The organism is Methylosinus sp. H3A (assembly GCF_015709455.1).
Lineage (GTDB): Bacteria > Pseudomonadota > Alphaproteobacteria > Rhizobiales > Beijerinckiaceae > Methylosinus.
The window spans coordinates 4,345,769-4,368,382 of record NZ_JADNQW010000005.1 but is presented as its reverse complement, the minus strand read 5'-3'; the positions used below and the strand labels follow the sequence as shown (position 1 = coordinate 4,368,382).

At 65.4% G+C, this 22,614-nt stretch carries 24 protein-coding genes; 11 read left to right on the top strand and 13 right to left on the bottom strand.

What is annotated here, in order from left to right:
- Window positions 1-31 precede the first annotated feature (31 nt).
- Together IY145_RS23220 and IY145_RS23215 are read right to left on the bottom strand one after the other, a co-directional pair.
- Window positions 32-1,402 carry a PleD family two-component system response regulator gene (locus tag IY145_RS23220; protein WP_196410364.1) on the bottom strand — a complete coding sequence of 457 codons (1,371 nt, stop codon included), beginning with the start codon at window positions 1,400-1,402 and terminating at the stop codon, window positions 32-34.
- Window positions 1,403-1,415: 13 nt separating this feature from the next.
- A complete protein-coding gene (locus tag IY145_RS23215) occupies window positions 1,416-1,787 on the bottom strand; it encodes a response regulator (RefSeq protein ID WP_024880681.1) in 372 nt (123 codons plus the stop codon).
- A gap of 147 nt (window positions 1,788-1,934) precedes the next feature.
- Between IY145_RS23215 and IY145_RS26215 the strand changes: the two genes are divergently transcribed.
- Complete coding sequence (locus tag IY145_RS26215) at window positions 1,935-2,273, top strand: DUF3572 domain-containing protein (RefSeq protein WP_196410363.1); 339 nt, start codon at window positions 1,935-1,937, stop codon at window positions 2,271-2,273.
- Window positions 2,274-2,350: 77 nt separating this feature from the next.
- Here the strand turns inward: IY145_RS26215 and IY145_RS23205 are convergent, their stop codons facing one another.
- Window positions 2,351-2,764: a heme-binding protein gene (locus IY145_RS23205; RefSeq protein WP_196410362.1), complete on the bottom strand. Its 414-nt coding sequence runs from the start codon at window positions 2,762-2,764 to the stop codon at window positions 2,351-2,353.
- Between the two features lie 155 nt (window positions 2,765-2,919).
- Between IY145_RS23205 and IY145_RS23200 the strand changes: the two genes are divergently transcribed.
- From IY145_RS23200 to IY145_RS23185, 4 genes are all read left to right on the top strand, one after another.
- On the top strand, window positions 2,920-4,413 hold the full coding sequence (locus IY145_RS23200) for an FAD-linked oxidase C-terminal domain-containing protein (RefSeq protein ID WP_196410361.1): 1,494 nt from the start codon (window positions 2,920-2,922) through the stop codon (window positions 4,411-4,413).
- A gap of 279 nt (window positions 4,414-4,692) precedes the next feature.
- On the top strand, window positions 4,693-5,868 hold the full coding sequence (glcE, locus tag IY145_RS23195; protein WP_196410360.1) for a glycolate oxidase subunit GlcE: 1,176 nt from the start codon (window positions 4,693-4,695) through the stop codon (window positions 5,866-5,868).
- Between the two features lie 87 nt (window positions 5,869-5,955).
- A complete protein-coding gene (glcF, locus tag IY145_RS23190; RefSeq protein WP_196410359.1) occupies window positions 5,956-7,245 on the top strand; it encodes a glycolate oxidase subunit GlcF in 1,290 nt (429 codons plus the stop codon).
- A gap of 35 nt (window positions 7,246-7,280) precedes the next feature.
- A complete protein-coding gene (locus tag IY145_RS23185; RefSeq protein ID WP_196410358.1) occupies window positions 7,281-7,853 on the top strand; it encodes a GNAT family N-acetyltransferase in 573 nt (190 codons plus the stop codon).
- A 4-nt stretch (window positions 7,854-7,857) separates the two neighbouring features.
- Here IY145_RS23185 and trpS read toward each other — a convergent pair whose 3' ends face one another.
- Together trpS and glpE are read right to left on the bottom strand one after the other, a co-directional pair.
- A complete protein-coding gene (trpS, locus tag IY145_RS23180) occupies window positions 7,858-8,892 on the bottom strand; it encodes a tryptophan--tRNA ligase (RefSeq protein WP_196410357.1) in 1,035 nt (344 codons plus the stop codon).
- Window positions 8,893-8,976: 84 nt separating this feature from the next.
- On the bottom strand, window positions 8,977-9,288 hold the full coding sequence (gene glpE / locus IY145_RS23175; RefSeq protein ID WP_196410356.1) for a thiosulfate sulfurtransferase GlpE: 312 nt from the start codon (window positions 9,286-9,288) through the stop codon (window positions 8,977-8,979).
- A gap of 305 nt (window positions 9,289-9,593) precedes the next feature.
- Here glpE and rplS point away from each other — a divergent pair, with 305 nt between their 5' ends.
- Entirely contained in the window at window positions 9,594-9,998 is a 405-nt protein-coding gene (gene rplS, locus IY145_RS23170; RefSeq protein ID WP_196410355.1) for a 50S ribosomal protein L19, read from the top strand.
- 205 nt (window positions 9,999-10,203) lie between these two features.
- Window positions 10,204-10,650, top strand: a complete 447-nt coding sequence (locus IY145_RS23165) for a hypothetical protein (protein ID WP_196410354.1) — start codon at window positions 10,204-10,206, stop codon at window positions 10,648-10,650.
- A gap of 20 nt (window positions 10,651-10,670) precedes the next feature.
- Here IY145_RS23165 and IY145_RS23160 read toward each other — a convergent pair whose 3' ends face one another.
- Complete coding sequence (locus tag IY145_RS23160) at window positions 10,671-11,087, bottom strand: glyoxalase/bleomycin resistance/extradiol dioxygenase family protein (RefSeq protein WP_196410353.1); 417 nt, start codon at window positions 11,085-11,087, stop codon at window positions 10,671-10,673.
- A 1-nt stretch (window position 11,088) separates the two neighbouring features.
- The gene (locus IY145_RS23155) at window positions 11,089-12,087 is read right to left on the bottom strand and encodes a small ribosomal subunit Rsm22 family protein (RefSeq protein WP_196410691.1); all 999 of its coding nucleotides are present in this window, start codon (window positions 12,085-12,087) and stop codon (window positions 11,089-11,091) included.
- 144 nt (window positions 12,088-12,231) lie between these two features.
- On the opposite strand from IY145_RS23155, the gene leuC reads away from it, so the two are divergent.
- Window positions 12,232-13,641 (top strand): 3-isopropylmalate dehydratase large subunit, encoded by a 1,410-nt coding sequence (leuC, locus tag IY145_RS23150; RefSeq protein ID WP_196410352.1) that lies wholly within the window; start codon window positions 12,232-12,234, stop codon window positions 13,639-13,641.
- 7 nt (window positions 13,642-13,648) lie between these two features.
- On the top strand, window positions 13,649-14,074 hold the full coding sequence (locus IY145_RS23145; protein ID WP_196410351.1) for a metallopeptidase family protein: 426 nt from the start codon (window positions 13,649-13,651) through the stop codon (window positions 14,072-14,074).
- Between the two features lie 6 nt (window positions 14,075-14,080).
- Here the strand turns inward: IY145_RS23145 and IY145_RS23140 are convergent, their stop codons facing one another.
- The 6 genes from IY145_RS23140 to IY145_RS23115 all read right to left on the bottom strand — a co-directional run bounded on the left by IY145_RS23140 (window position 14,081) and on the right by IY145_RS23115 (window position 21,051).
- Complete coding sequence (locus IY145_RS23140; RefSeq protein WP_196410350.1) at window positions 14,081-15,094, bottom strand: sensor histidine kinase; 1,014 nt, start codon at window positions 15,092-15,094, stop codon at window positions 14,081-14,083.
- A gap of 31 nt (window positions 15,095-15,125) precedes the next feature.
- On the bottom strand, window positions 15,126-16,721 hold the full coding sequence (locus IY145_RS23135; RefSeq protein ID WP_196410349.1) for a sensor histidine kinase: 1,596 nt from the start codon (window positions 16,719-16,721) through the stop codon (window positions 15,126-15,128).
- A 114-nt stretch (window positions 16,722-16,835) separates the two neighbouring features.
- On the bottom strand, window positions 16,836-17,480 hold the full coding sequence (locus IY145_RS23130) for a sterol desaturase family protein (RefSeq protein ID WP_196410348.1): 645 nt from the start codon (window positions 17,478-17,480) through the stop codon (window positions 16,836-16,838).
- A gap of 8 nt (window positions 17,481-17,488) precedes the next feature.
- Window positions 17,489-18,484, bottom strand: a complete 996-nt coding sequence (locus tag IY145_RS23125; protein WP_196410347.1) for a fatty acid desaturase — start codon at window positions 18,482-18,484, stop codon at window positions 17,489-17,491.
- Window positions 18,481-19,674: a hypothetical protein gene (locus tag IY145_RS23120; RefSeq protein ID WP_196410346.1), complete on the bottom strand. Its 1,194-nt coding sequence runs from the start codon at window positions 19,672-19,674 to the stop codon at window positions 18,481-18,483. The genes IY145_RS23125 and IY145_RS23120 overlap by 4 nt, the downstream gene beginning before the upstream one ends.
- 135 nt (window positions 19,675-19,809) lie before the next feature.
- Window positions 19,810-21,051: an aminotransferase class I/II-fold pyridoxal phosphate-dependent enzyme gene (locus tag IY145_RS23115; RefSeq protein ID WP_196410345.1), complete on the bottom strand. Its 1,242-nt coding sequence runs from the start codon at window positions 21,049-21,051 to the stop codon at window positions 19,810-19,812.
- 219 nt (window positions 21,052-21,270) lie between these two features.
- Here IY145_RS23115 and ccmA point away from each other — a divergent pair, with 219 nt between their 5' ends.
- Window positions 21,271-21,942, top strand: a complete 672-nt coding sequence (ccmA, locus tag IY145_RS23110) for a heme ABC exporter ATP-binding protein CcmA (protein ID WP_196410344.1) — start codon at window positions 21,271-21,273, stop codon at window positions 21,940-21,942.
- Window positions 21,939-22,610: a heme exporter protein CcmB gene (ccmB, locus tag IY145_RS23105; RefSeq protein ID WP_196410343.1), complete on the top strand. Its 672-nt coding sequence runs from the start codon at window positions 21,939-21,941 to the stop codon at window positions 22,608-22,610. The genes ccmA and ccmB overlap by 4 nt, the downstream gene beginning before the upstream one ends.
- Window positions 22,611-22,614 lie beyond the last annotated feature (4 nt).

Below are 22,614 nucleotides of genomic sequence, written 5' to 3'. Positions count from 1 at the left end.
TTCGGGCAGGTTTTTTTTGTGGGTGGGGGGATCAGGCGGCGGCGGCGGTGACGCGATTGCGGCCGCCGCTCTTCGACTCGTAGAGCGCCTTATCGGCGCGGCGAAGCAGCGCCTCCGCATTGGCGTCCTGGCCGCGCTCCGCTATGCCGATCGACGTCGTGACGGGTATGGCGCCGCCATTGCGGTCTATGCAGAAGGGCTCCGATTGTATGGCGGCGCGCACGCGCTCGGCCACTTTGGCGGCGACGACCAGCGGCGTGTCGGGCATGACGATGACGAATTCCTCGCCGCCGAGCCGGCAGATGAGATCGGCGCTGCGCACCACGCGCTTCATGCGCTGCGCGAAATGCTTCAGCACCTCGTCGCCGGCGTCATGACCATGAGTGTCGTTGACCGATTTGAAGTGATCGATGTCGAGCATCATCAGCGTCAGCGCGCGGCCCTTATGGGCGGCCTGGTCGAGCAGGGCGGAGAGATGGGTCTCGAGATAGCGCCTGTTGTTGAGGCCGGTCAGCGAATCGACGGCGGCGAGCTCGATGGCGGCCTGCAGATCGGAACGCAGGCTGTCGGCGTAGCGTTTGCGGCGCAGCTGGCTGCGGACGCGGGCGACGAGCTCGTTTCGGTCGACCGGCCGCACGATATAGTCGTTCACGCCCAGATCGAGGCCGCGCAAAATGCGGTTGCGGTCGTCCATATCGGCGATGACGAGAATGGGCAGCGCCCGCGTGCGCTCCAGCGAGCGGACTTGGCTGCAAAAGCGCAGCGCGTCGAATCCATTGAGATCGAGGCTGACGGCGATGAGGTCGAAATCGCCCTCTGCGGCGCGGAATAGCGCGTCCTGCGGATCGGAGACGACCGTCACCTCATGCAGGTCGCGCAGCGCCATGGTGATTCGCTCGGCCGAGGCGCCGCGGTCCTCGAGCACGAGGATGCGGCCATTCTTGCCGGCGTCGGCCATTGCGCGCGCGCCCTTGTCGACGAGGCCGAGACTGGCCGACGTGTCCGCGCGGGCGCGCAATTCGTCGAGCATCACCTTGAGGCGGGCGAGTGAGCGGACGCGCGCGATGAGCGCGATCTCGTCGACGGGCTTGGTGAGAAAATCATCGGCGCCGGCCTCGAGGCCGCGCAGCCGGTCGGCCGGCTGATCGAGTGCGGTCACCATCACGACGGGAAGATGCGCGGTGACCGGATCGGCCTTCAGGCGCCGGCAGACCTCGAAACCGTCCATGCCGGGCATCATCACGTCGAGCAGCACGATGTCGCAGCGATCCTCGCGACAGAGCGCCAGAGCCTCGGGCCCGTTCGTCGCCGAGAGGACGTCGAAATATTCGGCCGTCAGACGCGCCTCCAGCAATTTTATGTTGGGCGCCAAATCGTCGACGATCAAAATGCGTGCAGTCATGGCGCTCGGCCTCTCATCTGTCCGCCAAAAATGCGTTCACAGTTTCCAGAAAGCGGGCCACGGAGATCGGCTTTGAGAGATAGGCCTCGCAGCCGCCCTGGCGAATTTTCTCCTCATCGCCCTTCATCGCAAAGGCGGTGATCGCGATGATCGGGATGGAGCGCAGCTGCTCGTCGTCCTTGAGCCAGCGCGTAACCTCGAGCCCGGATATCTCCGGGAGCTGAATGTCCATCAAAATGAGGTCTGGCGAGTGGCTGCGCGCCAGCGCGATGGCCTCGACGCCGCTCTTGGTCTGCAGCGTCGAATGCCCATTGGCCTCGAGGAGATCGTTGAAGAGCTTCATGTTGAGCTCATTATCCTCTACGATGAGGACGGTTTTCGGCATTGGCTCCGACTCTCGCGATTCTGCTCTCGTTCGGCGCGGCTCGCGCCCATTGGCGTCTCGTTCCCGGAGGCGGCGGCGGAAGGTTCCGTCTCGTCTCGAAATCGAAAGCCGGTGCATTCGAAGACGATCTCGCCTTCGGGTTAGCAGATGAAGATTGATGAAATGAAAATCGAAAAGACTAGACACCGTCTCGGTGGCGAAAAGCGGGCAGCCGCGCCATCGAAATCGGAGGCGCGATCTATCGCTTTGCGATCATTGGTCTTTCTGGCTGCCGATGACGACCGTATGGAGCGTTTTCTGGCGCTCACCGGCGTCGATCCCGGCGATATTCGCGCCCTCATGGGAGAAGAAGGGTTTCAGATCGCTCTGCTCGCGCATGTTTGTGGCGACGAGCCGCTGCTCATTGCTTTTTCCGCCGAGGAAAATCTTTCGCCCGAGAGCGTCGTCGCGGCGATGATGGCGCTATCGGGGCCCATCATGGATTGAGGCGCGAAAGCGGCGCAAACGCGTCAATTGCCAGGTTCTTGTGGCCGAATCACCGCCGCTTTCGTCATGCGCTTTCGTCATGATTGCCCATCGTCCAGGCTCTCCGCCCCCGCTTTGGCGATGATGCCATCCTGAAACGATTGCACGCCGGAAACGCCGATCGCCCCGACGATATCGCCGCGATAGACGAGCGGCAGGCCGCCCTCGACGGCGGTGATCCCGGGCAGGCTCAGCATGGCGACGCGGCCGCCCGCGACAATGTCTTCCAGCGCCTTGCTCGGACGCTTGAACAGGGCCGCGGTGCGCGCTTTCTGCGTCGCGATCTCGGCGGAGGCCGTCTGCGTGCCGTCGAGGCGCTGCAAAAGCACGAGATGACCGCCCTCGTCCACGATGGCGACGACAACGCTCCAGCCGTTTTTGATCGCTTCGGCCTCGGCTGCGGCGGCGACGCGCCTGGCGTCGGCGAGAGTGAGAGCGAATCTTGTCTTCATCGGCCGAGCTTCCTGTCCTTCGCAACAGCAGCGAGCGCCGCTCTTGCGCGCCGGCGCCTGCTCGAATAGGGAGGTAACCAGCACGAAACGGCCGGGACGCGCAAGCCGGCCGCAGCGCCGAGCCGCAGGTTCGGCACATTTTTCAGTGAGACCGCATGTCCCTGGTCATGCCGCTGCCCGAGCAGGCGATAATGGCGCGCCGCGAGGAGTTGCTCGCGCGGCTGCGCGCCATTCTGCCCGCCGCCAATGTCATCGCGGACGAGACCGCGCGCCGCGCCTATGAATGCGACGCGCTGGTGATGTATCGCGCTCTGCCGCTCGTCGTCGTTCTGCCGGAGACGGTGGCGCAGGTGAGCGCGATCATGGCGTTGGCGCAGGAGATGAATGTGAAAGTGGTGCCGCGCGGCGCCGGCACCTCGCTCTCCGGCGGGGCGCTGCCGCTCGAGGACGGCATTCTGCTCGGAATGTCCAAGTTCAACCGCATATTGGAGGTGGATTTCGAGAATCGCTGCGCCCGCGTGCAACCCGGCGTGCAAAATCTCGTCATCTCGAAAGCCGTCGAATATGCAGGCTTTTATTATGCGCCGGACCCGTCCTCGCAGATCGCCTGCACGATCGGCGGCAATGTCGGCGAGAACGCCGGCGGCGTGCATTGCCTGAAATATGGGTTGACCACCAACAACATACTCGGCCTCGAGATGGTGCTGATGGGCGGCGAGATTCTGCGCCTCGGCGGCAAGCATCTGGATAGCGAGCTCTATGATCTCATGGGGTTGATGACGGGCTCGGAAGGTCTGCTCGGCGTCGTCACCGAGGTCACTGTGCGGCTGCTGCAAAAGCCCGTTTCCGCCCGCGGCCTGCTGCTCGCCTTTCCCACAGTGGAGGCCGGCGCGCGCTGCGTCGGCGCGATCATCGCGCGCGGCATAATTCCGGGCGGCCTCGAGATGATGGACGCGGCGACCATCGGCGCGGTGGAGAATTTCCAGCCCTGCGGCTATCCGCTCGACGCCGGCGCGATCGTCATTGTGGAATTGGACGGCACGCCCGCCGAGGTCGATCATCTGGTCGCCGTGGTGGAGCAGATCGCCCGCGCCGAGGGCGCGACCGAGACGCGCGTCTCGCAGAGCGAGGCCGAGCGGCTGCGCTTTTGGGCGGGGCGCAAGAACGCTTTTCCGGCGGTGAGCTGCATCGGTCCCGATTATCTCTGCATGGACGGCACGATACCGCGCGGCCGCCTGCCGGAGGTGCTCACGCGCATGGACGCTCTGGCGAAGTTCCACGGGCTACGCGTCGCCAATGTGTTCCATGCCGGCGACGGCAATCTGCATCCGCTCATTCTCTATGACGCCTCGAAAGAGGGCGAAATAGAACGCGCCGAAAAACTCGGCGCCGATATTCTGCGCCTTTGCGTCGAGGTCGGCGGCGTGCTGACCGGCGAGCACGGCGTCGGCGTCGAGAAGCGCGATCTGATGGGCGAGATGTTCGACGAGACCGATCTCGCGCAGCAGCAGCGGGTGAAATGCGCCTTCGATCCACAGCATAGGCTCAATCCGGGAAAAGTATTTCCGACTCTGCATCGCTGCGCCGAGCTCGGCATGATGCATGTGCAGGGCGGCAAGCTGCCGTTTCCCGAGCTGCCGAGGTTTTGAGCGAATGATCGCCCCTTTCCGACAATCTCCGTGCGCGCACCTTCTCCCACTCGTGGGAGAAGGTGGCCCGGCCATAGGGCGGCCGAGAGGACGCCCGTCGCGAGCGACGGGCTTTTGGCCGGGTCGGATGAGGGGGCGTGCAAAATTCGCGCGGTCGAAAGAGAAGACGATATTTTTTCACAAACGGTCGAGGGCTTTCATCCGACCCCGCTTCGCGGGGCCATCTTCTCCCGCAGGCGGGAGAAGGAAGCGCGCGTCTTGTGACGGGAACAGTGTCATATGCCGCTGACGCCGAGAGACGAGAAAGATGTCGCCGAGGCGATCTGCGCCGCGATCGCCGAAGATGCGCCTTTGTCGATCGAAGGCCATGGCTCCAAATCGTCGCTCGGCCGTGCGACGCAGCGCGAGCGCGTTCTCTCGCTCGCCGCGCTCGCGGGCGTCACGCTCTATGAGCCGCAGGAGCTGGTGCTGACGGCCCGCGCGGGGACGCCCTTGCGCGAGATCGTCGCGCTACTCGATGCGCAGAACCAGCAATTGGCTTTCGAGCCGATGGACCATGCGGCGCTTCTCGGCGGCGCGCGCGACGACGCCACCATTGGAGGCGTCATCGCCGTCAACGCCTCCGGCCCGCGGCGCATAAAAGCAGGCGCGGCGCGCGATCATCTGCTCGGCTTTCGCTGCGTCACCGGCCGCGGCGAGATCGTCAAATCCGGCGGCCGCGTGATGAAGAATGTCACCGGCTATGATCTCTCCAAGCTCGTCGCCGGCTCCTATGGCACGCTCGCCGCGCTCACCGAGGCGACGTTGAAAGTCCTGCCCAAGGCGGAGACGGAAGAGACGCTGCTGCTGCGCGGTCTCGGCGAGGAGAAGGGTCTCGCAGCGCTGCGCAAGGCGTCGGGCTCGCCTTATGAAGTGTCGAGCCTCGCCTATGATCCGCAGGGCGATGCGGCGGCGTTGCGGCTCGAGGGCCCGGAGATTTCCGTCACGACGCGTCGCGACGATCTTGCGCGCTTTCTCGCTGGTTTCGGCGGCGCGACGGAAGTGCTGCGCGCAGACGAAAGCCGCGCATTCTGGACGCGTGTTCGCGACGCCGAGCCGATCGCAGGGGAGGGCGTCATATGGCGCGTCTCGCTCGCGCCCAGCGACGGTTTTGCATTCGTCGAGCGACTGCGCGGCGCCGGCGCGCCGCTCGTCGCGCATATCTATGATTGGGCCGGCGGCCTCGTCTGGCTGCGGCTCGAGACAGCGGCGGACGCGCATGCGACGGCCATTCGCGCCATCGTCGATGCGCTCGGCGGCCATGCGACGCTGATCCGCGCCGATGCGGCGACGCGTGCGCGCGTCGATGTGTTCCATCCGCAGCCTTCCGCTCTCGCCTCGCTCACGCGGCGCGTGAAGGAGGCCTTCGATCCGCGTTTCATTCTGGAGCGCGGCCGCTTGCGCGCGGAGTTCTGATGGCGCGGACGCCCCCTCCCTCACCCTCTCCCGCGCAGCGGGGGAGGGTGAGGGAGGGGGCCTCTTCGAGACAAGTCGAAAGAAGCGATGCTGACGCAATTCTCTCCTGAGCTTCTCGCCGATTCCGACATGTCGCAGTCGGAGAAAATCCTGCGCGCCTGCGTGCATTGCGGCTTCTGCACGGCGACATGTCCGACCTATCTGCTCACAGGCGACGAGCTCGATTCGCCGCGCGGGCGCATCTATCTCATGAAGGAGATGCTGGAGAACGGCCGTGACGCCGATGCACGCACCGTGCGCCATGTGGACCGCTGCCTCTCCTGCCTTTCCTGCATGACGACATGTCCGTCGAGCGTGCATTACATGCATCTCGTCGATCATGCGCGCGCGCATATAGAGAAGACCTATCGGCGGCGCTTCTTCGATCGCATGTTGCGCGCGACGCTCGCTTTCGTGCTCACGCGGCCGGCGTTGTTCCGGCAATCGCTGCGCGCCGCGGCGTTGGCGCGGCCTTTCGCGGGCCTGCTGCCTCGCGGCATGAGAGATATGATCGCAATGGCGCCGACGCATTTGCCCGCGCCTTCGCCGATCGACCGTCCGCAAATCATCGCCGCGCAGGGCGTGCGCAAAATGCGCGTCGCGCTGCTGAGCGGCTGCGCGCAGACCGTGCTCGACACGAAAATTCATGAGGCGACCGCGCGTCTGCTGACGCGGCTCGGCGCGGAAATAGTGGTGGCGGAGGGCGCCGGCTGTTGCGGCGCGCTGCCGCATCATCTCGGCAAGAGCGCGGACTCACATGCGCTCGCGCGCCGCAATATCGAGGCCTGGACGCGCGAGATCGAGCGCGGCGGGCTCGATCATATCGTCATCGACACCTCCGGCTGCGGAACGACGGTCAAAGACTATGGCCATATGTTCCGCGACGATCCTGCGCTCGCGGAAAAGGCGGCGCGCATCGCCGCAATGGCGCGCGACGTGACGGAGGTGATCGCCGCGCTCGATTTCGCGCCGTCGGCGGACGTCGGAAAGCTGCGCGTCGCCTATCATTCGGCCTGCTCGTTGCAGCACGGGCAGAAGATCGCCGATCTGCCGGTGGAACTGCTGCGCCGCGCGGGCTTCGATGTCGTTCCCGTCCCAGAAAGCCATATCTGCTGCGGCTCGGCCGGAACCTATAACCTTCTGCAGGGCGAGCTCGCCAGCGCGCTGCGTGAGCGGAAGGTCGCCAACATCCAATCGGTCGCGCCTCGAGCGATCGCCGCCGGCAATCTCGGCTGCATGATTCAGATCGGGCAGGGGATCGCGATACCGATTGTTCACACGGTGCAATTGCTCGATTGGGCGAGCGGCGGCCCGGCGCCGGTCCTCGTCCGGCAATGAATATCTGAACCGCAAATTCGCGTATTTTGCTTTTCATGTGCTTCGGAGAGAAGAGCTTGGCTCCCGCAATTCCTATTCTCGAAACGCCTCGATTGTCATTGCAGCCGCTGAGCCTGTCCGACGTCGACGCGGTGCAGCTGGGTTTCCCGCATTGGGAGACTGTTCGATTCATGTCCCGCATGATTCCATGGCCATATCCGCACGACGGCGCGCTCACCTACATTCGTGACGTCGCGCTGCCGGCAATGGAAAAAGGGCGCGCTTGGCACTGGTCGATCAGACGACGCGAAGCGCCTGACCGACTCGTCGGCGTCATTTCATTGATGGAGGGGCCCGACGAAAACCGCGGCTTCTGGCTCGCGCGGGAATGGCGGAAACGGGGTTTTGCGACGGAGGCCGCCGAGGCGGCGACCGACTATTGGTTCGAGACGCTGGAACGGCCGATTCTACGCGTTCCGAAAGCCGTCGCCAATATTCCCTCTCGGCGCATATCCGAGAAGGCGGGCATGCGCATAATCGCGTCCTGCGAACGCGATTATGTGTCGGGGAGGCTTCCCGCCGAAATCTGGGAAATCACGCGCGAGGAGTGGCGGGCGCGGCCCCGATAGAGGGTTACCGCAGAAAGCCGACGATATCCTTCACCGCATCCATATTCGTGCGCGCCAGTTCGCGCGCCCGCGCGGAGCCGTCGCGCAGCACATTGTCGATGTAGGATTCATCCGCCGTCAGCTTGCGCATTTCGGCAGTGATCGGCGAGAGCTTGGCGACAGCGAGATCGACCAGCGCAATCTTGAAGGTCGAGAAATTGGCGCCGCCGAATTCGGCGAGCACATCCGCCTTGCTGCGCTGCGACAGCGCCGCGAAAATGCCGACGAGATTATCCGCCTCCGGCCGGCCCTCGAGGCCTTTCTCCTCCGACGGCAGAGCGTCGGGGTCGGTCTTAGCCTTGCGCACCTTTTGCGCGATCTGATCGGCGTCGTCGGAGAGATTTATGCGCGAATAATCGGAAGCGTCCGATTTCGACATTTTCTTCGTGCCGTCGCGCAGGCTCATCACGCGCGTCGCCGGGCCGGAAATCAGCGGCTCCGGCAGCGGGAAGAAGGCCTGATTGAAGCCGTTGCGCGCGATCGATTCGGCGAAGTCGTTGTTGAACTTCTGCGCAATGTCGCGGGCGAGCTCCAAATGCTGCTTCTGATCCTCGCCGACCGGCACATGGGTGGCGCGATAGAGCAGAATATCGGCGGCCATCAGCACCGGATAGTCGAGCAGGCCCATGGAGGCGTTCTCGCGATCCTTGCCGGCCTTGTCCTTGAACTGCGTCATGCGGTTCAGCCAGCCGATGCGGGCGACGCAATTCAAGACCCAGGCGAGCTCGGCGTGCTCGGCCACTTGGCTCTGATTGAAGACGATGTTCTTCTTGGGGTCGACGCCGCAGGCGATGAAGGCGGCCGCGATCTCGCGCGTGTTGTTCCGCAGCGCGATCGGATCCTGCGGCACGGTGATGGCGTGCAGGTCCACGACGCAATAGAGGCAGTCGAAGCTCTGCTGCAACTCGACGAATTTGACGATCGCGCCGAGATAATTGCCGAGATGCAGATTGCCGGTGGACTGCACGCCGGAGAAGACGCGCTGCGGAAAGCTGGTCATGAGGAGCGCCGAGTGGTTGAGGCCGGCGGCTCTTATGACAATGCGGGCGCCCGAGCGCAAGAACCCGAGCGCAACTATCCCGCCTCAGCCCCGCTCGGCCGCCGCCCAGGCCTCATAGCCGCCGTCGAGGCTGTAGACCTCGGCAAAGCCCATCTCGGCGAAGGTGCGGGCGTAGGACTGGCTGGAATTGCCGTGATAGCAGCAGACGATGACGGGTTTCTCCTTCGGCGTCTCGAAGAGATAATAGGTCATATCGTCCTGGGAGGCGTTCTCCGCGCCCTCTATGTGGCCGCGCGCGAAGGATTGCGGGTCGCGCACGTCGAGGACGAGCGTCTCGCCGCGGCTCATCACGTCGCGCGCGGCGGCGACGTCGATCCTGCGAAAATCTTGCGCCATTGTTCGGTCTCGCGCTTCTTTGGCGCCGTCGGCGCCGCTCCGGCCGCGCCATGCGAAGACGGGGCCAACCGGACGTCGGCTGAACGAGAAGAGCCGCCGAAGGCGATCGGGAGGGGGAGTCTTTCTCGTGGAACCCCACCCCGGACCGCTTCGCGGTCGCGCTGCTTGCTGTTTGCTTGCTGTCCCTCGCACTCGACAATCGGCGCCGCCTCGTGTATGGCGACGCGTCCAAATCAAAACAGCGTCCCGAAACGCTCGCCAGAGCCGCTGCGGCGGCAAAAGGCGAAACGGCAGGAGTTTTTTTCATGCCCTCCATCATCGAGCAACTCGACGCCGAGCAATCGGCCCGCCTTCTCGAAGGCAAGTCGATCCCGGAATTCCGCCCCGGCGACACCGTCATCGTCAATGTGAAGGTGAAGGAAGGCGAGCGTTCCCGCATCCAGGCCTATGAGGGCGTGGTGATCTCCCGCCAGGGCGGCGGCCTCAACGAGAGCTTCACCGTTCGCAAGATTTCCTATGGCGAGGGCGTGGAGCGCGTGTTCCCCATCCATGCGCCGCTCATCGACTCGATCAAGCTGGTCCGCCGCGGCAAGGTACGTCGCGCCAAGCTCTATTATCTGCGCGACCGTCGCGGCAAATCCGCCCGCATCGCCGAGCGCATCGACAATAAGACGAAGGCCAAGGACAAGGCTGCGCCCGCGGCCGAGTGAGGCCCGGAGCTTTCCCCATCATCGCGAGCGTGGCGGAGCGATCCTGTGCGGCGATAGGCCCCAGGATCGCTTCGTCGTCTCGGGAGTCTTTTCATATTTCCTTTGAAACATGAAAAGATTCCCGGTTTTTAGTTTGACGCGTTTCCAGCGCCGGATCGGCGTCCACTTCGTCCGGAAACGCTCTGCTGTGCCGTGAAGAGGACCGATGAGCAAAATCCTGTTCTGGGATTTCGAGGGCGTCGTGGCGCGCCGCGAGCCGGATTGGCGGCTGGTGGACGGCGCGGCGGAGACGCTGGAGACGCTGGCCGCCAAGGGCTGGATCCAGATCGCCTTCGCCGCGGGGACGCAGGGTCTCGCCGCTGTGGCGGAAGGGCTCGGCCTCGCCGGCCGTTTCGCGAAGTTCTATGACGCCGGCGAGGGCGCGGAGCCGCTGGCGCGGGCGATCGAGGCCTCCCGGCCTTTCGATCAGGCTTTCGTCATCGCCGCCAGCGTGTCCGGCGCCGTGCTGCCGGCTCGGGCGGCGGTGGTTCCGTCCATTCTGGTCGGCGACGCCTCACCGCTCGCGCAATTCTGCTGCGAATCGCCGTCGGAGATCGAGCTGGCGCTCGACACTTGGACCTCGATGCGACGCTCTTTCTTCGTCGAGCCGTAACGCGAATTCTCGGCTGCGGCTCAGCCGCCGGACGAGTCGAGCGGCGCGTTCAAAATCCATCTGTGGCCGAAGGGATCGCGCAGCGCGGCGTAGCGCGTGCCCCAGAAAGTATTGGTCGGCTGCGTCTCGACCTTGGCGCCGAGCTGGCTGGCGCGGGCGACGATGTCGTCGACTTCCTGCGCTTTGTCATATTCGAGGCTCACCGAGGCGGTGACCTGCTCGCCGGGAAGCGGCGGGCGGGCGTGGCCGAGCTCGGGGAAGGCGTCCGCGAGCATCACCGAGCCGCCATTGATCGTCAGCTCGCAATGGGCGATGCGTATCCCGTCGACCGAGGGCATCAATGCCCGCTGTTGCGCGCCGAAGGCGGCAGTATAGAAAGCGATCGCGCCGGCGGCCGGCGAGACGGTAAGATAAGGCGAGACCCTCGGGCGCTGCATTTCATTCCCTCGCCGACGTTTCCCCCGCGGCGACCTCGTCGCCCCAGTCTTTCTTTTTTATAGGACCGAATTTCTGCTTATCGCGTTTCAGCACGGTAACTTCTTCGATTCCCGCCGCCGCGCAAAGCTTTATCCTTAATCCATGCTTGAGAACTTCCGGCCGAGCCAACATACGGGCCGGCGCAGGCTCGATGGAGGCTTCGGCTCGAGTCGCGACCAGATAGGCGAACTTCTCGTCCTCGAAGGGCGCGTCGGCGCCTTTGAGCAGCTTATGGTCGCGTGAGCGGGCGAGCCGCACCGAGAAATGGCACCAGTCCGGCGCCTCGAGCGGACAGGGCGCAGAATGCGGGCAGGGCAGGGAGACGTGCGCCCCGGCCGCGACGAGCCGCGCCCGCATCCGCATCAGCCGCGCATGGTCGCGCGGCGTGCCGGGCTCGACCAGGGCCAGCGCCCCCGCGCAGCGGCTCCAGGCGGCGTCGACGGCGGCGTCGAGCTTTTCCTCGGCGATTTCCGTCAAAGCGTAGCTCGCGACGACGAGGTCGAAAGCCGGGCCGAGATCGGGAGGCGCGGCGAGATCGCCGGCGATGATTCTCGCTTCCGCCAGCGACTCGCCGGCGAGTCGCCGGGCGAGCGCCAGAAAAGGCGCGCTGCGGTCGAGCAGCACATTCTCGTCCATTTGCGGCCAGACCTCGCGCGCGGCGAGGCTCGCGGTCCCGAGCCCCGCGCCGAGGTCCAGCATTCGCCGCGGAGCGAAGTCCGGGGCTCGTTCGGCGAGCCGGCCGAGCGCATGAATGGTCGCCGCGTAAGTGGCGGGAAGGCGATAGAGGGCGTAGGCGAGGGCGTCGTCTTCATCGAGAATCGCCTGCGCCGTCGTCCGGCCGGCGCGATAAAGGGCGGAAATGCGTGTGGTTCGCTCGGCCAGCGCCCGGCGGGAGCGCTCGTCCAATAGGCGGGCCAGCGCGGCCGTCAGCTCTGGCGGCGGCGCCGTCGAAAATCGCATCACGTCGAAGAGGCCTCCCGCTCGGGCGTCGCCGAGATTACATACTTCCAAGCCGAGCAGGTTGCGAGTAGAACAGCCTACCGGGTTCGGTCGAGGCCGAATTTGCGGCTCTTTTTACGGCAGTTCGGAGCAGGAACGAGACAAATGGCAGGACGCCCGCGCACGCTCTACGACAAGATCTGGGACGATCATGTGGTTCATGAGCAGGAGGACGGCGCGTCCCTCATCTACATCGATCGCCATTTGATCCATGAGGTGACGAGCCCGCAGGCCTTCGAGGGACTGCGCGTCACCGGCCGCAAGGTCCGCGCGCCGCAAAAGACGCTCGCCGTCGTCGACCATAATGTGCCGACGACCGATCGCTCTCTGCCGATCACAGACCCGGAGAGCAAGGCGCAGGTCGAGCAGCTCGCCATCAACGCCGCCGAGTTCGGCGTCGAATATTACAATGAGCATGATTCGCGTCAGGGCGTCGTCCATATCGTCGGCCCGGAGCAGGGCTTCACTCTGCCCGGCACGACGATCGTCTGCGGCGACAGCCACACCTCCACCCATGGCGCCTTCGGCGCGCTCGCCCATGGCATCGGCACCTCCGAGGTCGAGCATGTTCTGGCGACGCAGACGCTCATCCAGAAAAAGGCCGCCAATATGCTGGTGCGCGTCGACGGCAAGTTGGCCGAGGGCGCGACCGCCAAGGACATAATTCTCGCCATCATCGGCGAGATCGGCACCGCCGGCGGCACCGGCCATGTGATCGAATATGCGGGTGAGGCGATTCGCGATCTCTCGATCGAGGGGCGCATGACCGTCTGCAACATGTCGATCGAAGGCGGCGCTCGCGCCGGCCTCGTCGCGCCGGACGAGAAGACTTACGAATATCTCCGCGGCCGGCCCAAGGCCCCGCAGGGCGAGGTCTTCGACGCCGCCGTCCGCTATTGGGAGACGCTGCGCTCCGACGAGGGCGCGCATTACGACCGCGTGATCGTGCTCGACGCCGCCGCTCTGCCGCCGACTCTCACCTGGGGCACCTCGCCCGAGGATGTGATGCCGATCAGCGGCCTGGTGCCGACGCCGGACAGCGTCGCCAATCCGGCCAAGCGTCAGGCTATCGCCCGGGCGCTCGAGTATATGGGCCTGAAGGGCGGCGAGAAGGCGAGCGACATCGCCATCGATCGCGTCTTCATCGGCTCCTGCACCAATGGCCGCATCGAGGATCTGCGCGCCGCCGCAGCGGTCATCGCCGGCAAGCAGATCAACGCCCGCGTCAACGCCATTGTCGTGCCGGGCTCCGGCCTCGTGAAGGCGCAGGCCGAGGCGGAGGGGCTGGACAAAGTGTTCACCGCCGCCGGTTTCGAATGGCGCGAGCCGGGCTGCTCAATGTGCCTGGCGATGAATCCGGATCGTCTCGCGCCGGGCGAGCGCTGCGCCTCGACCTCGAACCGCAATTTCGAGGGCCGCCAGGGCTTCAAGGGCCGCACGCATCTCGTGTCGCCCGCCATGGCGGCGGCGGCGGCGATCGCCGGCCATTTCGTGGATGTCCGCAGCTGGAGGTAAGTCTCGCATGGCCTCGCCTCTCGACGATAGCGCTCTCGCCCAGCTCCGCGCCCCTTCGCTCGAGGACCTCGAGGTGCTGGCCGATGCGGCTTTCGCCTCGCTGCCGTCGCGCTTCACGCGGCTCTGCGAAGGTCTCGTGATCCATGTCGAGGATTTCCCGGACGAGGAAATCCTCGAGGAGATGGAGTGCGAGACCGAGTTCGATCTCTTGGGATTGTTCCGCGGCCAGGGCCTCGCGCAGCGCGACGCGACGGCGCACACGGGCGAGCCGCCGAATATGATCTGGCTCTATCGCCGTCCGATCATCGACTATTGGGCGGATGGCGAGGACACGCTGCAGGAGGTCATCACCCATGTCCTCGTGCATGAGATCGGCCATCACTTCGGCCTCTCGGACGAGGATATCGAGGAGATCGAGCAAAAGGCGGGGTGACGCGCCTCACGCGGGCGGGGCCGGAAAACGCAGCTCGCAGCGCAGGCCCGTCTTCTCGCCGGCGTCGATCGTGACGGCGCCGCCGAGCTGCTGCGCGAGGGAACGCGCCAGCTTCTGTCCGAAACCCGCTCCCTTCGATTCCATCGACGCCAGCCCGACGCCGTCGTCCTCCACCGTCAAGGCGAGATCGTCGCCCTCGCGCGCGAGCCGCACCTTCACCGTTCCCGCCCGATCCTCGGGAAAGGCGTATTCGAGCGCATTGACGACGAGCTCGTTGACGATGAGCGCGACTGCGCGCGCCTCGTCCACGCCCAGCGCGCAATCCGTCACCTCCGTCCGCAGCGCGATCGGCCGCAGGCCGATGAGGGCCAGACGCAGATCCGCGCAAAGATCGTCGATGAGCGGTCTCATCTCGACGTCGAGCGCGGCGCCTTGCTGAAGCAGCGCATAGACGCGGGAGACGACGGCGACGCGGCTCGCCGCCGAGAGCAGCGACGCGCGGCGGTCCTCGTCGTCGAGCGCGCGTCCCTCCATCTGCAGCAAGGAGGCGACGAATTGCAGATCGTTCTTGGTCCGATGCGCCATTTCCTGGAGATAGAGTCCCTTCATGCGCTCGGTCTTGGTCGCGCAGGCGAGGGCGGCGGATGTCTCCGCGGCGCGCCGGTCGAGCGCGCCGAAGAGCTCCTGCAGCACATAGACGATGCAGAGACCGACGCAGATGAATAGCACCAGCGCAAAGGCCTCGGCCGGATCGGAGACGGCGAAACCTTCGCCCTGGAACAAAAAATAGGCGGCGAGGGCGGCGCTGAAGGCGGCCGCCCAGCCGCCGGCGTCGCCGCCGAAGAGCAGAGCGGAGAATAGGACGGCCGGAACGAAGAGGAGAAGCTGGCCGGGCGGCAGGCTGTCGCGCAGCAGCATCTGCAGCGCGAGCGCGGCCAGCGTCAGGCCGGAGGCTCCCAGAGAACGCATCCAGGCGGGCAGGGCCCTGGAGCGCGCGGCCAACGCCAAAAGCTCATGCATGATCTGTCTCGGTCGTGACCGCGGCTTTTGCTCAGCTCGGCAGCCGCATCGTCACCTCGAATGTAGCGCCCTGCAGCGGTTGCGACCGCGCGGTCAGCGTCCAGCCGTGGCGATCGGCGATCGTCTTGCAGATAGCGAGGCCTATGCCCGTGCCTGGATATTCCGCTTTACTGTGCAGGCGCTTGAACGGCTCGAAGATCGCCTTGGCGTATTTCGCCTCGAAGCCGACGCCATCGTCGCAGACGGAGAGGCGCAGCTGTCCATCCTCGACATGGCCGGCTATGGCGATGCGCGGCGTTTCCCCTTGCCGGCGGAACTTGATGGCGTTGCTGACGAGATTATGCATGAGCCGCGCGAATTGCGGCGGGTCCGCCTCGAATTCGACGCGCGGCGCGTCGAGGCTGACATCGGCCTTGGATTCCTCGATCAGCTCGGAAATGTCGTTCAGCGCCGATTGGATTTCGACGCGCAGGTCGCGCCGCTGCACTTTGAGCGGTGCCTCGACGACGCGCGAATAGACGAGCAGATCCTCGACCAATTCGCGCGCGCGCAGCGCCGAGCCGCGCATCACCTCGCTCGCATAGGAAATATCCTTATGGTCCGAGGAGGCGACGGCCGCGTCGAGCATTTGCGAGAAGGCGACGATCTTGCGCAGCGGCTCCTGCAGATCATGCGAGGCGACATAGGCGAAGCGGGCGAGCCGCTCATTGACGCGCTCGAGCTCGACGATGCGCTGCTCCAGCGCGCCTTCCGCCGCGAGACGCGCCGCCTCCTCGCGCTTGCGCTCGGTGACGTCCTGCGCATAGCCGTGCCAGACGACGGAGCCGTCCGCCTGGCGCACCGGCTGCGCCTGCGTCTCCAGCCAGATCGCGCCCTTGGACGGATGATCGTAGCGGAACTCCTCGCGCAGCAGCGTCATCTGCGCCGCCGAGCGGGCGAAGCTCGCGCGCATGCGCTCATTGTCGGCGGGATCGATACGGCGGAGCAAGGGCGCGGCGTTGGACGCGATCTCCTCCGGCGCGACGCCGAAGACGGTGCGCACATTCTCCGCGAGATAGGGGCAGGAGCCGAAGCCGCCCGTGTCGAGCCGGAAGGAGAAGACGACGCCCGGCGCCGCGAGCGCGACATTGCCGAAGCGCTCGACGAGTCGCGCATTCTGCGCCGCGAGCCGCTCCATCGCATGGCGCGTCTCCAGATTGTCGATATGGGTCAGCGTGCGCTGGAACGCTTCGCCGACGACGACGATCAGGCCGTTCGTCGTCAGAAAGGTCGCGAAGGCGAGCGCATCCTCGAGGCCCTCGATCGACGCGAGCCAGAGCTGCGCGACCGCGGCGCTGATGAGCAGCGTCAGTGCGCCGGACACCGCGCCGCCGGTGAAGGAGGCGACGAGAACCGGCAGATAGAAGGTGACATAGGTGTGGCCGCCGCTCTCGCCGGCGATGAGCAGCCGCCAGATCACGCCCGCGGCCGCGGCGAGGAGCCCGATGGCGACGCGCCAGGAGAGCGGCGAGCGATACCAGCGCGCGAGCTGCGGCGCGAGCGCGGCGAAGATCGCGCGGACGCGGCCATCGGCGCGCGGCAGATCCGAACTCGTCGCAGACTGGGGCGGCCCTTTGACGCTCGACATGATTCGGCTCGCTCGAGGGCGCGGCGGGCGCCTGCCTTTGCGCCCTATGCGCCCGCTCCTCGGCTCATTTATGACCGAAAGCGGCGCATGGAAGGCGCTGCGACGAAAAGCCCGTCACACGGCCCGGCTTCCCGGCGTCTGGCCCTGCTCGTAATTGGTGCCGAACACATAGTCCCACCAGATCGCGTGAACGCCGAAGCCGCGCTCCGGATCGCGGAAATGATGCAGCATGTGCAGCCGGCGCACCAAATGGCCGAGCTTCGACTTCGGCTGGCCGTGATGCGTCCAGAAATGCACGCAGTCGTAGAGCACATAGCCGGCGATGAAGCCCGCCAGCATCGGCCAGGCGAAGTCTCCGCCGAAGACGAGGCGGATCAGCGTCAGCGCGATCAGCATGATCGGCGCGGAGAGCAGCGGCGGCATCACCAGCCGCAGCGGATCGCTCGGATAGATGTGATGCACGCCATGGATGAGGAATTGGAAGCGCGGCCCGAGCCCGAAGGGCAGCGGAAACACCGTGTGGAACAGGAAGCGATGGCCGAAATATTCGGTCAGCGTCCAGGCGATGTAGCCGGCGACGAAGGCGAGGAGAATATAGCCCGCGCTCGCATAATTGCTCGCATAGGCGATGAGCCAGAGAATGATCGGCCCATAGACGAGCGGCGGGGTCAGATGATGGACGCGCGAATATTTGTCGAGAAGGTCGCTCTCGAAGAGGCGCGGCGAGGCGTCGAGCGCGTCGTTTTCAGTGGCAGTCATGGGAAACTCTACTCCGCCGGGACGGGAACGAGCTGCGCGGCGCTGGCGCTCTCCACATTGGCGGAGCGCGTCTGCAGCGAATAGCGCGGGTCGAAGACGAAGGTGACGAGCAGGGCGAACCAGGAGTAATGCGCGCCGAGCGGCTTGTAGAACTCGGGCGCCATCTCGGTGAGCTCCGGCAGGCGTCGCCAGGGTATCTCGTGAAAGTCGTGATGCTCGTTGTGGTAGCCGATGTTGAGCGCGACTTTGTTGAGCGGGCCGTAATAGTCGAACGTGCCCTGATTGGGGCCGAAGGCGAAATGCTCCTGCACCCAGCGCGCGCTCAAAGGATGCAGCCCGCCGACCGAGAACCAGAAGGAGAGCGCCAGATAGAGCAGCGCATTCGGGCCGAACGCCCAGAGCACGAAGAGATCGAAGAGCAGGATGACGGCGGTGTTGACATAGGTCCAAAAGCCCATGAACGGCACCGTGCCCTTGAGCCGCGACAGGCGCGCCAGCTGGATCGCCGGGAAGAAGAACAGCCAAAGCGCCTTGCGCCCCGTGCTATTGCCGACCCACTCCACTTCCCAGCGGCTCGGAATATCGGCGTCGTAATCATAGGCCGACAGATGCGAGTGATGCTTGATGTGATAGCAGCGAAAGCCCATCGCCGTCGGAAAGGCGTTCGGCAGATCGGCGAGCAGGGCGGTGAGCTTGTTGTAGAGCGGATTGTCGAACACGCAATTATGGATCGCGTCGTGAATGGCGACGAAAGCCGCGTGATTGGCGAAGGCGCCGACGCAAATGGCGAGCAGCAGGGTGAGCGGCCAATAGGAGAGGCCGAGCCAGCCCAGAATGGCGGCGATCAGCAGCTGCCCGGCGAAGATTCCCGCGGTGATCTTGAAAGTGAGATCGTCCTTGCCGAACAGCGTCCTCACTTCCGGATGCGCCTCGAGAATGAGGCGGCGACGCTCGACATGCGAGCGATCGGCGGAGGACGTCGAAGAAATCGAGATGACATTCATGGCGTCGCCTCTTCTCTCACAGCCTCGGTTGCAGCGGGCGGCGCGCCCGCCACGCGCTTCTCATAGATGCGATGGATTTTGTCGATCTTGCCGCCGAACATTTCGATCGGCTTGCGCATGCCCATATTGTCCTCGAGCACCCAGCCGGCCTCGAGGGCGACGATATTTGCGTCGACGCAGCTGCGCCGGCGCATATCCTCGATCAGCGACAGCAGGATCGCGCCGCCCGTGGCGCTGTTCTGCAGCGTCTTGCGCGTGCCGAGCAGCAGCAGGCGCGCGGTCGAGAATTTGTGCTTGCGGATGCGCGAGATCAGCTTGAACAGATTGAAGGGCAGTAGCTTGCCGTCGAAATCGGCGGTGATCTCATGCAGATTGGGCAGCGCGACCGCGAAGGAGACCGCCTCGCCGTCGAACTCGAGCACGATGCCGAATTCCGGCGGCATCACATATTTCATGAGGTCCGCGAAGCCGTCGAGTTCGTCCTTGCCGAGTGGCACGAAGCCCCAATTGTCGCGCCAGCCGTCATTGAACAGATCGGACATCAGCGCGGTTTCGCCCTGTTTCAGATGATCGCGATCGAGCTGGCGAATCTTCAGCCGGTCGCGCCACTCGGGGCGGTCCGCGATGCGGCGCTCCTTGCTGAGATCCTGTTCGGCGGAGAGATGCCGGTAGGAGATCAGATCCTTCGCCTTGTCATAGCCGAGAGCCTCGATGAGCCGCGACAGATAGGGAGGATGCCAGGGCGTCAGATACATGGGCGTCGCTTCGAAGCCCTCGATCAGCACGCCGCTTTCGCCATTGATGTCCGGCGAGAAGGGGCCGACGATGGTCTGCGCGCCGCGCGCGCGCAGCCATTCCTCCGTGGCCTGCGTCAGCGCGCGCACCACCTCTATGTCGTCGATCGCGTCGAGCGAGCCGAATTGCCAGCGCGAGGTGGAGACGGGTTGGACCTCGGGCTTATAGACCTGCGCGCCGATGCGGCCGACCCATTTGCCGTCCTTGCGCGCCAGAAACTCCTGCGCCTCGACATGCTTGAAATGCGGATTGAGCTTGTGGCTGTAGAGATTCCAGCGTTCGGCGTCGAGTGAAGGCGCGAAGCCCTTGTGGCCCTTATAGATGAGACGCGGCAGCTTGCAGAAGGTCAGGAATCGCGAAAGACTATCGACGGGAACAATCTCGATGCCGGCCATGGCGAACACCTATCGAGCTAGAGAAGCGAGCGAAAGCTGGCATATCGACGCGGGAGAGCGGAGCGAGTGGGGGGAGCCGGCGGTCGTGAGCGGCGGCCTGCGTTTCTCTATTCCCCGCTCACTCCCTCATTTCCCTCACAGGCTCGCGCCCGCCATCGCCTTTTTCACCAATTCATGCGCCTCTGCGGCCACCGGCGGCAGATCGCGCAGCGCGTCGAGCACGGCGCGAATCTCATTCTCGGAATGATTGGCGGAGAGGAAGAAACGCAGACGCGGTTGGTCCTTGGGCACGCCGATCTGCACGATCGGCGGCACATAGAAGCCGAGGCCGAGCAGATGCTGCGAGGCCCACATGGTCTCGACGCTGTCCTGGAACAGAATCGGCACCACGCCGCGGCCAATCGCCGGCCCGGTGCTCAGCCCATTGGCGTGTGCGTAGTCGCGAAAGAGCTCCGCATTGCGCGCGAGCTTGCCGACGCGCCAGCTCTCCTCCTGCATCAGCCGCAGGGCGGTGCGCGCGGCGGCGAGGATCACAGGCGACAGGCCGACGCTGTAGACGAAGCCCGGCAGAGTATAGCGGAACCAGTCGATGACCGGCTTCTTCGCGCAGACGAAGCCGCCGCAGGAGGCGAGCGTCTTGGACATGGTGCCGACGACGAGATCGAGGCGGCCGGGATCGACGCCCTGCAGCTCGGCGAGGCCGCGGCCGGTCTCGCCCAGCACGCCGAGCGAATGCGCCTCATCGACCATCAGCCAGGCGTCGTGACGCTCTTTCAGCTCCACGAGGCGCGGCAGATCGGCGGTGTCGCCGTCCATGCTGTATATGCCCTCGACGACGATGAGCACATGGCGGAAGTCTTCGCGCTTCTTGGCCAGCAGATGGTCCAGATGCTCGAAGTCGTTGTGGCGGAATTTGATCACCTCGGCCGAGGAGGCTTCGCAGCCGGCGACGATGCTGTTGTGGGCGAGCTCGTCGATGAACAGCGCGTCGCGCTTGCCGAGCAGCCAGGAAATGGTCGTCACATTGGCGAGATAGCCGGAGACCAGCGTCAGCGCCGCCTCCATGCCGAGAAACTCGGCGATCTCCGCCTCGAAGGGCTTGTGCGTCGAGCGCTCGCCGCCGACGAGGCGCGAGGCCAGCGCGCCGACGCCGAGCCGATGCAGCTCGTGCTCGGCCTCCTCGACGATCTTGGGATGATTGGCGAGGCCGAGATAATCGTAATTGGCGAAGCTGACGAAATGCGTTCCCTTCGCCTCGAATTCGGCGCGAAGCCGGTCGATCTGCGCGAAGAAGGGATCGTGATATTGGAGGAGCGCATTGCCGGCGAAACGAAATCGTCTCGATGCGTAGTCCGAAAGGCTGTTATGCTTCGCCACTTAATGCGTCATCCCGAGTCTTTGGGCCGCGCGTGTTCTGGCGCGGCGCTCATTGGAAGCCGGCGCCCGATTCCTCGCGACGCCCGCGGTCGGCCCGCAGGCTTAGCATCCTTCGGCGCCATAGCGCCAGCGAAAGCATCGTGTCGCAATCATGTCGCAATTGTTTCGCTGGGGGCGGGGATTTCCCCTGCGGCGGAAGTTGTTCTATTGGCTCAGGCGATGACAGACGCTCCGCATCACCATTCCCGGCCCCACGCCGAACGGGCCTCCGCTCTGCGGCTGCGGGTGGAGGATCTCGCCGTCGCCCGCGGCGGGCGACGCGTCATCGCCGGCCTCGGCTTCTCGCTCACGGCCGGCGAGGCGCTGATCGTCACCGGCCGCAACGGCGCCGGCAAATCGACGCTTTTGCGCGCGCTGGCCGGCCTTTTGCCGCGCCTTTCCGGCCGCGTCGAGATCGAGGGAGCCGAGGAGGGGGAGGAGGCCGCCGCGCTCCTCCATTATCTCGCCCATGCCGATGGGCTGAAGGCGCCGCTCACAGCGCGCGAAAATCTGGAATTCTGGGCGCAATTTCTGACCGGCGAGCCGGATCGCCGCAGTCTCGCGCCGGCGCAGGCGCTGGAGCGGGTCGGGCTTGCGCATCTTTCGGAGACGCCCGTCGCCTTTCTCTCCGCCGGGCAGAAGCGCCGCATCGCGCTCGCCCGTCTGCTGGTCGTCTTCCGGCCGCTCTGGCTGCTCGACGAGCCGACCAGCGCGCTCGACGCCGCCTCGCGGGCCCGGCTCGCCCGGCTGATGACCGAGCATCGGGCGCTGGGCGGGATGATCATCGCCGCCACCCATGAGCCGCTCGGCCTCGAGGACGCGCGCGAGCTGGCGTTGGGGGCGAATTCGTGAATTCCCCGCTTCTCGCTTTGTTCTTGCGCGATCTGCGCGTCGCCCGCCGCATCGGCGGCTCGGCGACGATGGGCGTCGTCTTTTTCCTGGTGATGGTGTCGATCGTTCCCTTCGCCATCGGCCCGGACCCAAATCTCCTCGCCCGCATCGGCCCGGCGATATTGTGGATCGCGGCGCTGCTCGCGAGCCTCCTTTGCCTAGACCGGCTGTTCCAGGCCGATCTCGAGGACGGTTCGCTCGATCTCTTCCACCTCGGCCATTCGCCGCTCGAGCTCGCGGTGCTGGTCAAATGCGCGGCGCATTGGGTGACGACCGGCCTGCCGCTGACCTTGGCCGCGCCCTTTCTCGGCCTGATGCTCCAGCAGGACGAGGCGGCGCTCGTCGCCGTGACCGCGACGCTGCTCGCCGGCACGCCGGCTCTGACGCTGATCGGCGCCATCGGCGCGGCGGCGACGGTGACGCTGCGCCGCGGCGGCCTGCTGATGGGGCTGCTGGTTCTGCCGCTGACGATTCCCGTGCTGATTTTCGGCGTCTCGGCGGCGGAGGCGGCGACCGGCGGGACGGTGTCCTTCGCGGCGCCTTTCGCCATTTTATGCGCGATCAGCTTGGCGTCGCTGGCGCTGTGCCCTTTCGCGGCGGCAGCGGCGCTGCGGCATTTGGGGGAGTGACGAG

Bases quoted from the DNA above. Each gene is read 5' to 3' on its own strand.
- IY145_RS23220 (WP_196410364.1), bottom strand. From the start codon at position 1,402: ATGACTGCACGCATTTTGATCGTCGACGATTTGGCGCCCAACATAAAA.
- IY145_RS23215 (WP_024880681.1), bottom strand. From the start codon at position 1,787: ATGCCGAAAACCGTCCTCATCGTAGAGGATAATGAGCTCAACATGAAG.
- IY145_RS26215 (WP_196410363.1), top strand. From the start codon at position 1,935: ATGAAGATTGATGAAATGAAAATCGAAAAGACTAGACACCGTCTCGGT.
- IY145_RS23205 (WP_196410362.1), bottom strand. From the start codon at position 2,764: ATGAAGACAAGATTCGCTCTCACTCTCGCCGACGCCAGGCGCGTCGCC.
- IY145_RS23200 (WP_196410361.1), top strand. From the start codon at position 2,920: ATGTCCCTGGTCATGCCGCTGCCCGAGCAGGCGATAATGGCGCGCCGC.
- glcE (WP_196410360.1), top strand. From the start codon at position 4,693: ATGCCGCTGACGCCGAGAGACGAGAAAGATGTCGCCGAGGCGATCTGC.
- glcF (WP_196410359.1), top strand. From the start codon at position 5,956: ATGCTGACGCAATTCTCTCCTGAGCTTCTCGCCGATTCCGACATGTCG.
- IY145_RS23185 (WP_196410358.1), top strand. From the start codon at position 7,281: ATGTGCTTCGGAGAGAAGAGCTTGGCTCCCGCAATTCCTATTCTCGAA.
- trpS (WP_196410357.1), bottom strand. From the start codon at position 8,892: ATGACCAGCTTTCCGCAGCGCGTCTTCTCCGGCGTGCAGTCCACCGGC.
- glpE (WP_196410356.1), bottom strand. From the start codon at position 9,288: ATGGCGCAAGATTTTCGCAGGATCGACGTCGCCGCCGCGCGCGACGTG.
- rplS (WP_196410355.1), top strand. From the start codon at position 9,594: ATGCCCTCCATCATCGAGCAACTCGACGCCGAGCAATCGGCCCGCCTT.
- IY145_RS23165 (WP_196410354.1), top strand. From the start codon at position 10,204: ATGAGCAAAATCCTGTTCTGGGATTTCGAGGGCGTCGTGGCGCGCCGC.
- IY145_RS23160 (WP_196410353.1), bottom strand. From the start codon at position 11,087: ATGCAGCGCCCGAGGGTCTCGCCTTATCTTACCGTCTCGCCGGCCGCC.
- IY145_RS23155 (WP_196410691.1), bottom strand. From the start codon at position 12,087: ATGCGATTTTCGACGGCGCCGCCGCCAGAGCTGACGGCCGCGCTGGCC.
- leuC (WP_196410352.1), top strand. From the start codon at position 12,232: ATGGCAGGACGCCCGCGCACGCTCTACGACAAGATCTGGGACGATCAT.
- IY145_RS23145 (WP_196410351.1), top strand. From the start codon at position 13,649: ATGGCCTCGCCTCTCGACGATAGCGCTCTCGCCCAGCTCCGCGCCCCT.
- IY145_RS23140 (WP_196410350.1), bottom strand. From the start codon at position 15,094: ATGCATGAGCTTTTGGCGTTGGCCGCGCGCTCCAGGGCCCTGCCCGCC.
- IY145_RS23135 (WP_196410349.1), bottom strand. From the start codon at position 16,721: ATGTCGAGCGTCAAAGGGCCGCCCCAGTCTGCGACGAGTTCGGATCTG.
- IY145_RS23130 (WP_196410348.1), bottom strand. From the start codon at position 17,480: ATGACTGCCACTGAAAACGACGCGCTCGACGCCTCGCCGCGCCTCTTC.
- IY145_RS23125 (WP_196410347.1), bottom strand. From the start codon at position 18,484: ATGAATGTCATCTCGATTTCTTCGACGTCCTCCGCCGATCGCTCGCAT.
- IY145_RS23120 (WP_196410346.1), bottom strand. From the start codon at position 19,674: ATGGCCGGCATCGAGATTGTTCCCGTCGATAGTCTTTCGCGATTCCTG.
- ccmA (WP_196410344.1), top strand. From the start codon at position 21,271: ATGACAGACGCTCCGCATCACCATTCCCGGCCCCACGCCGAACGGGCC.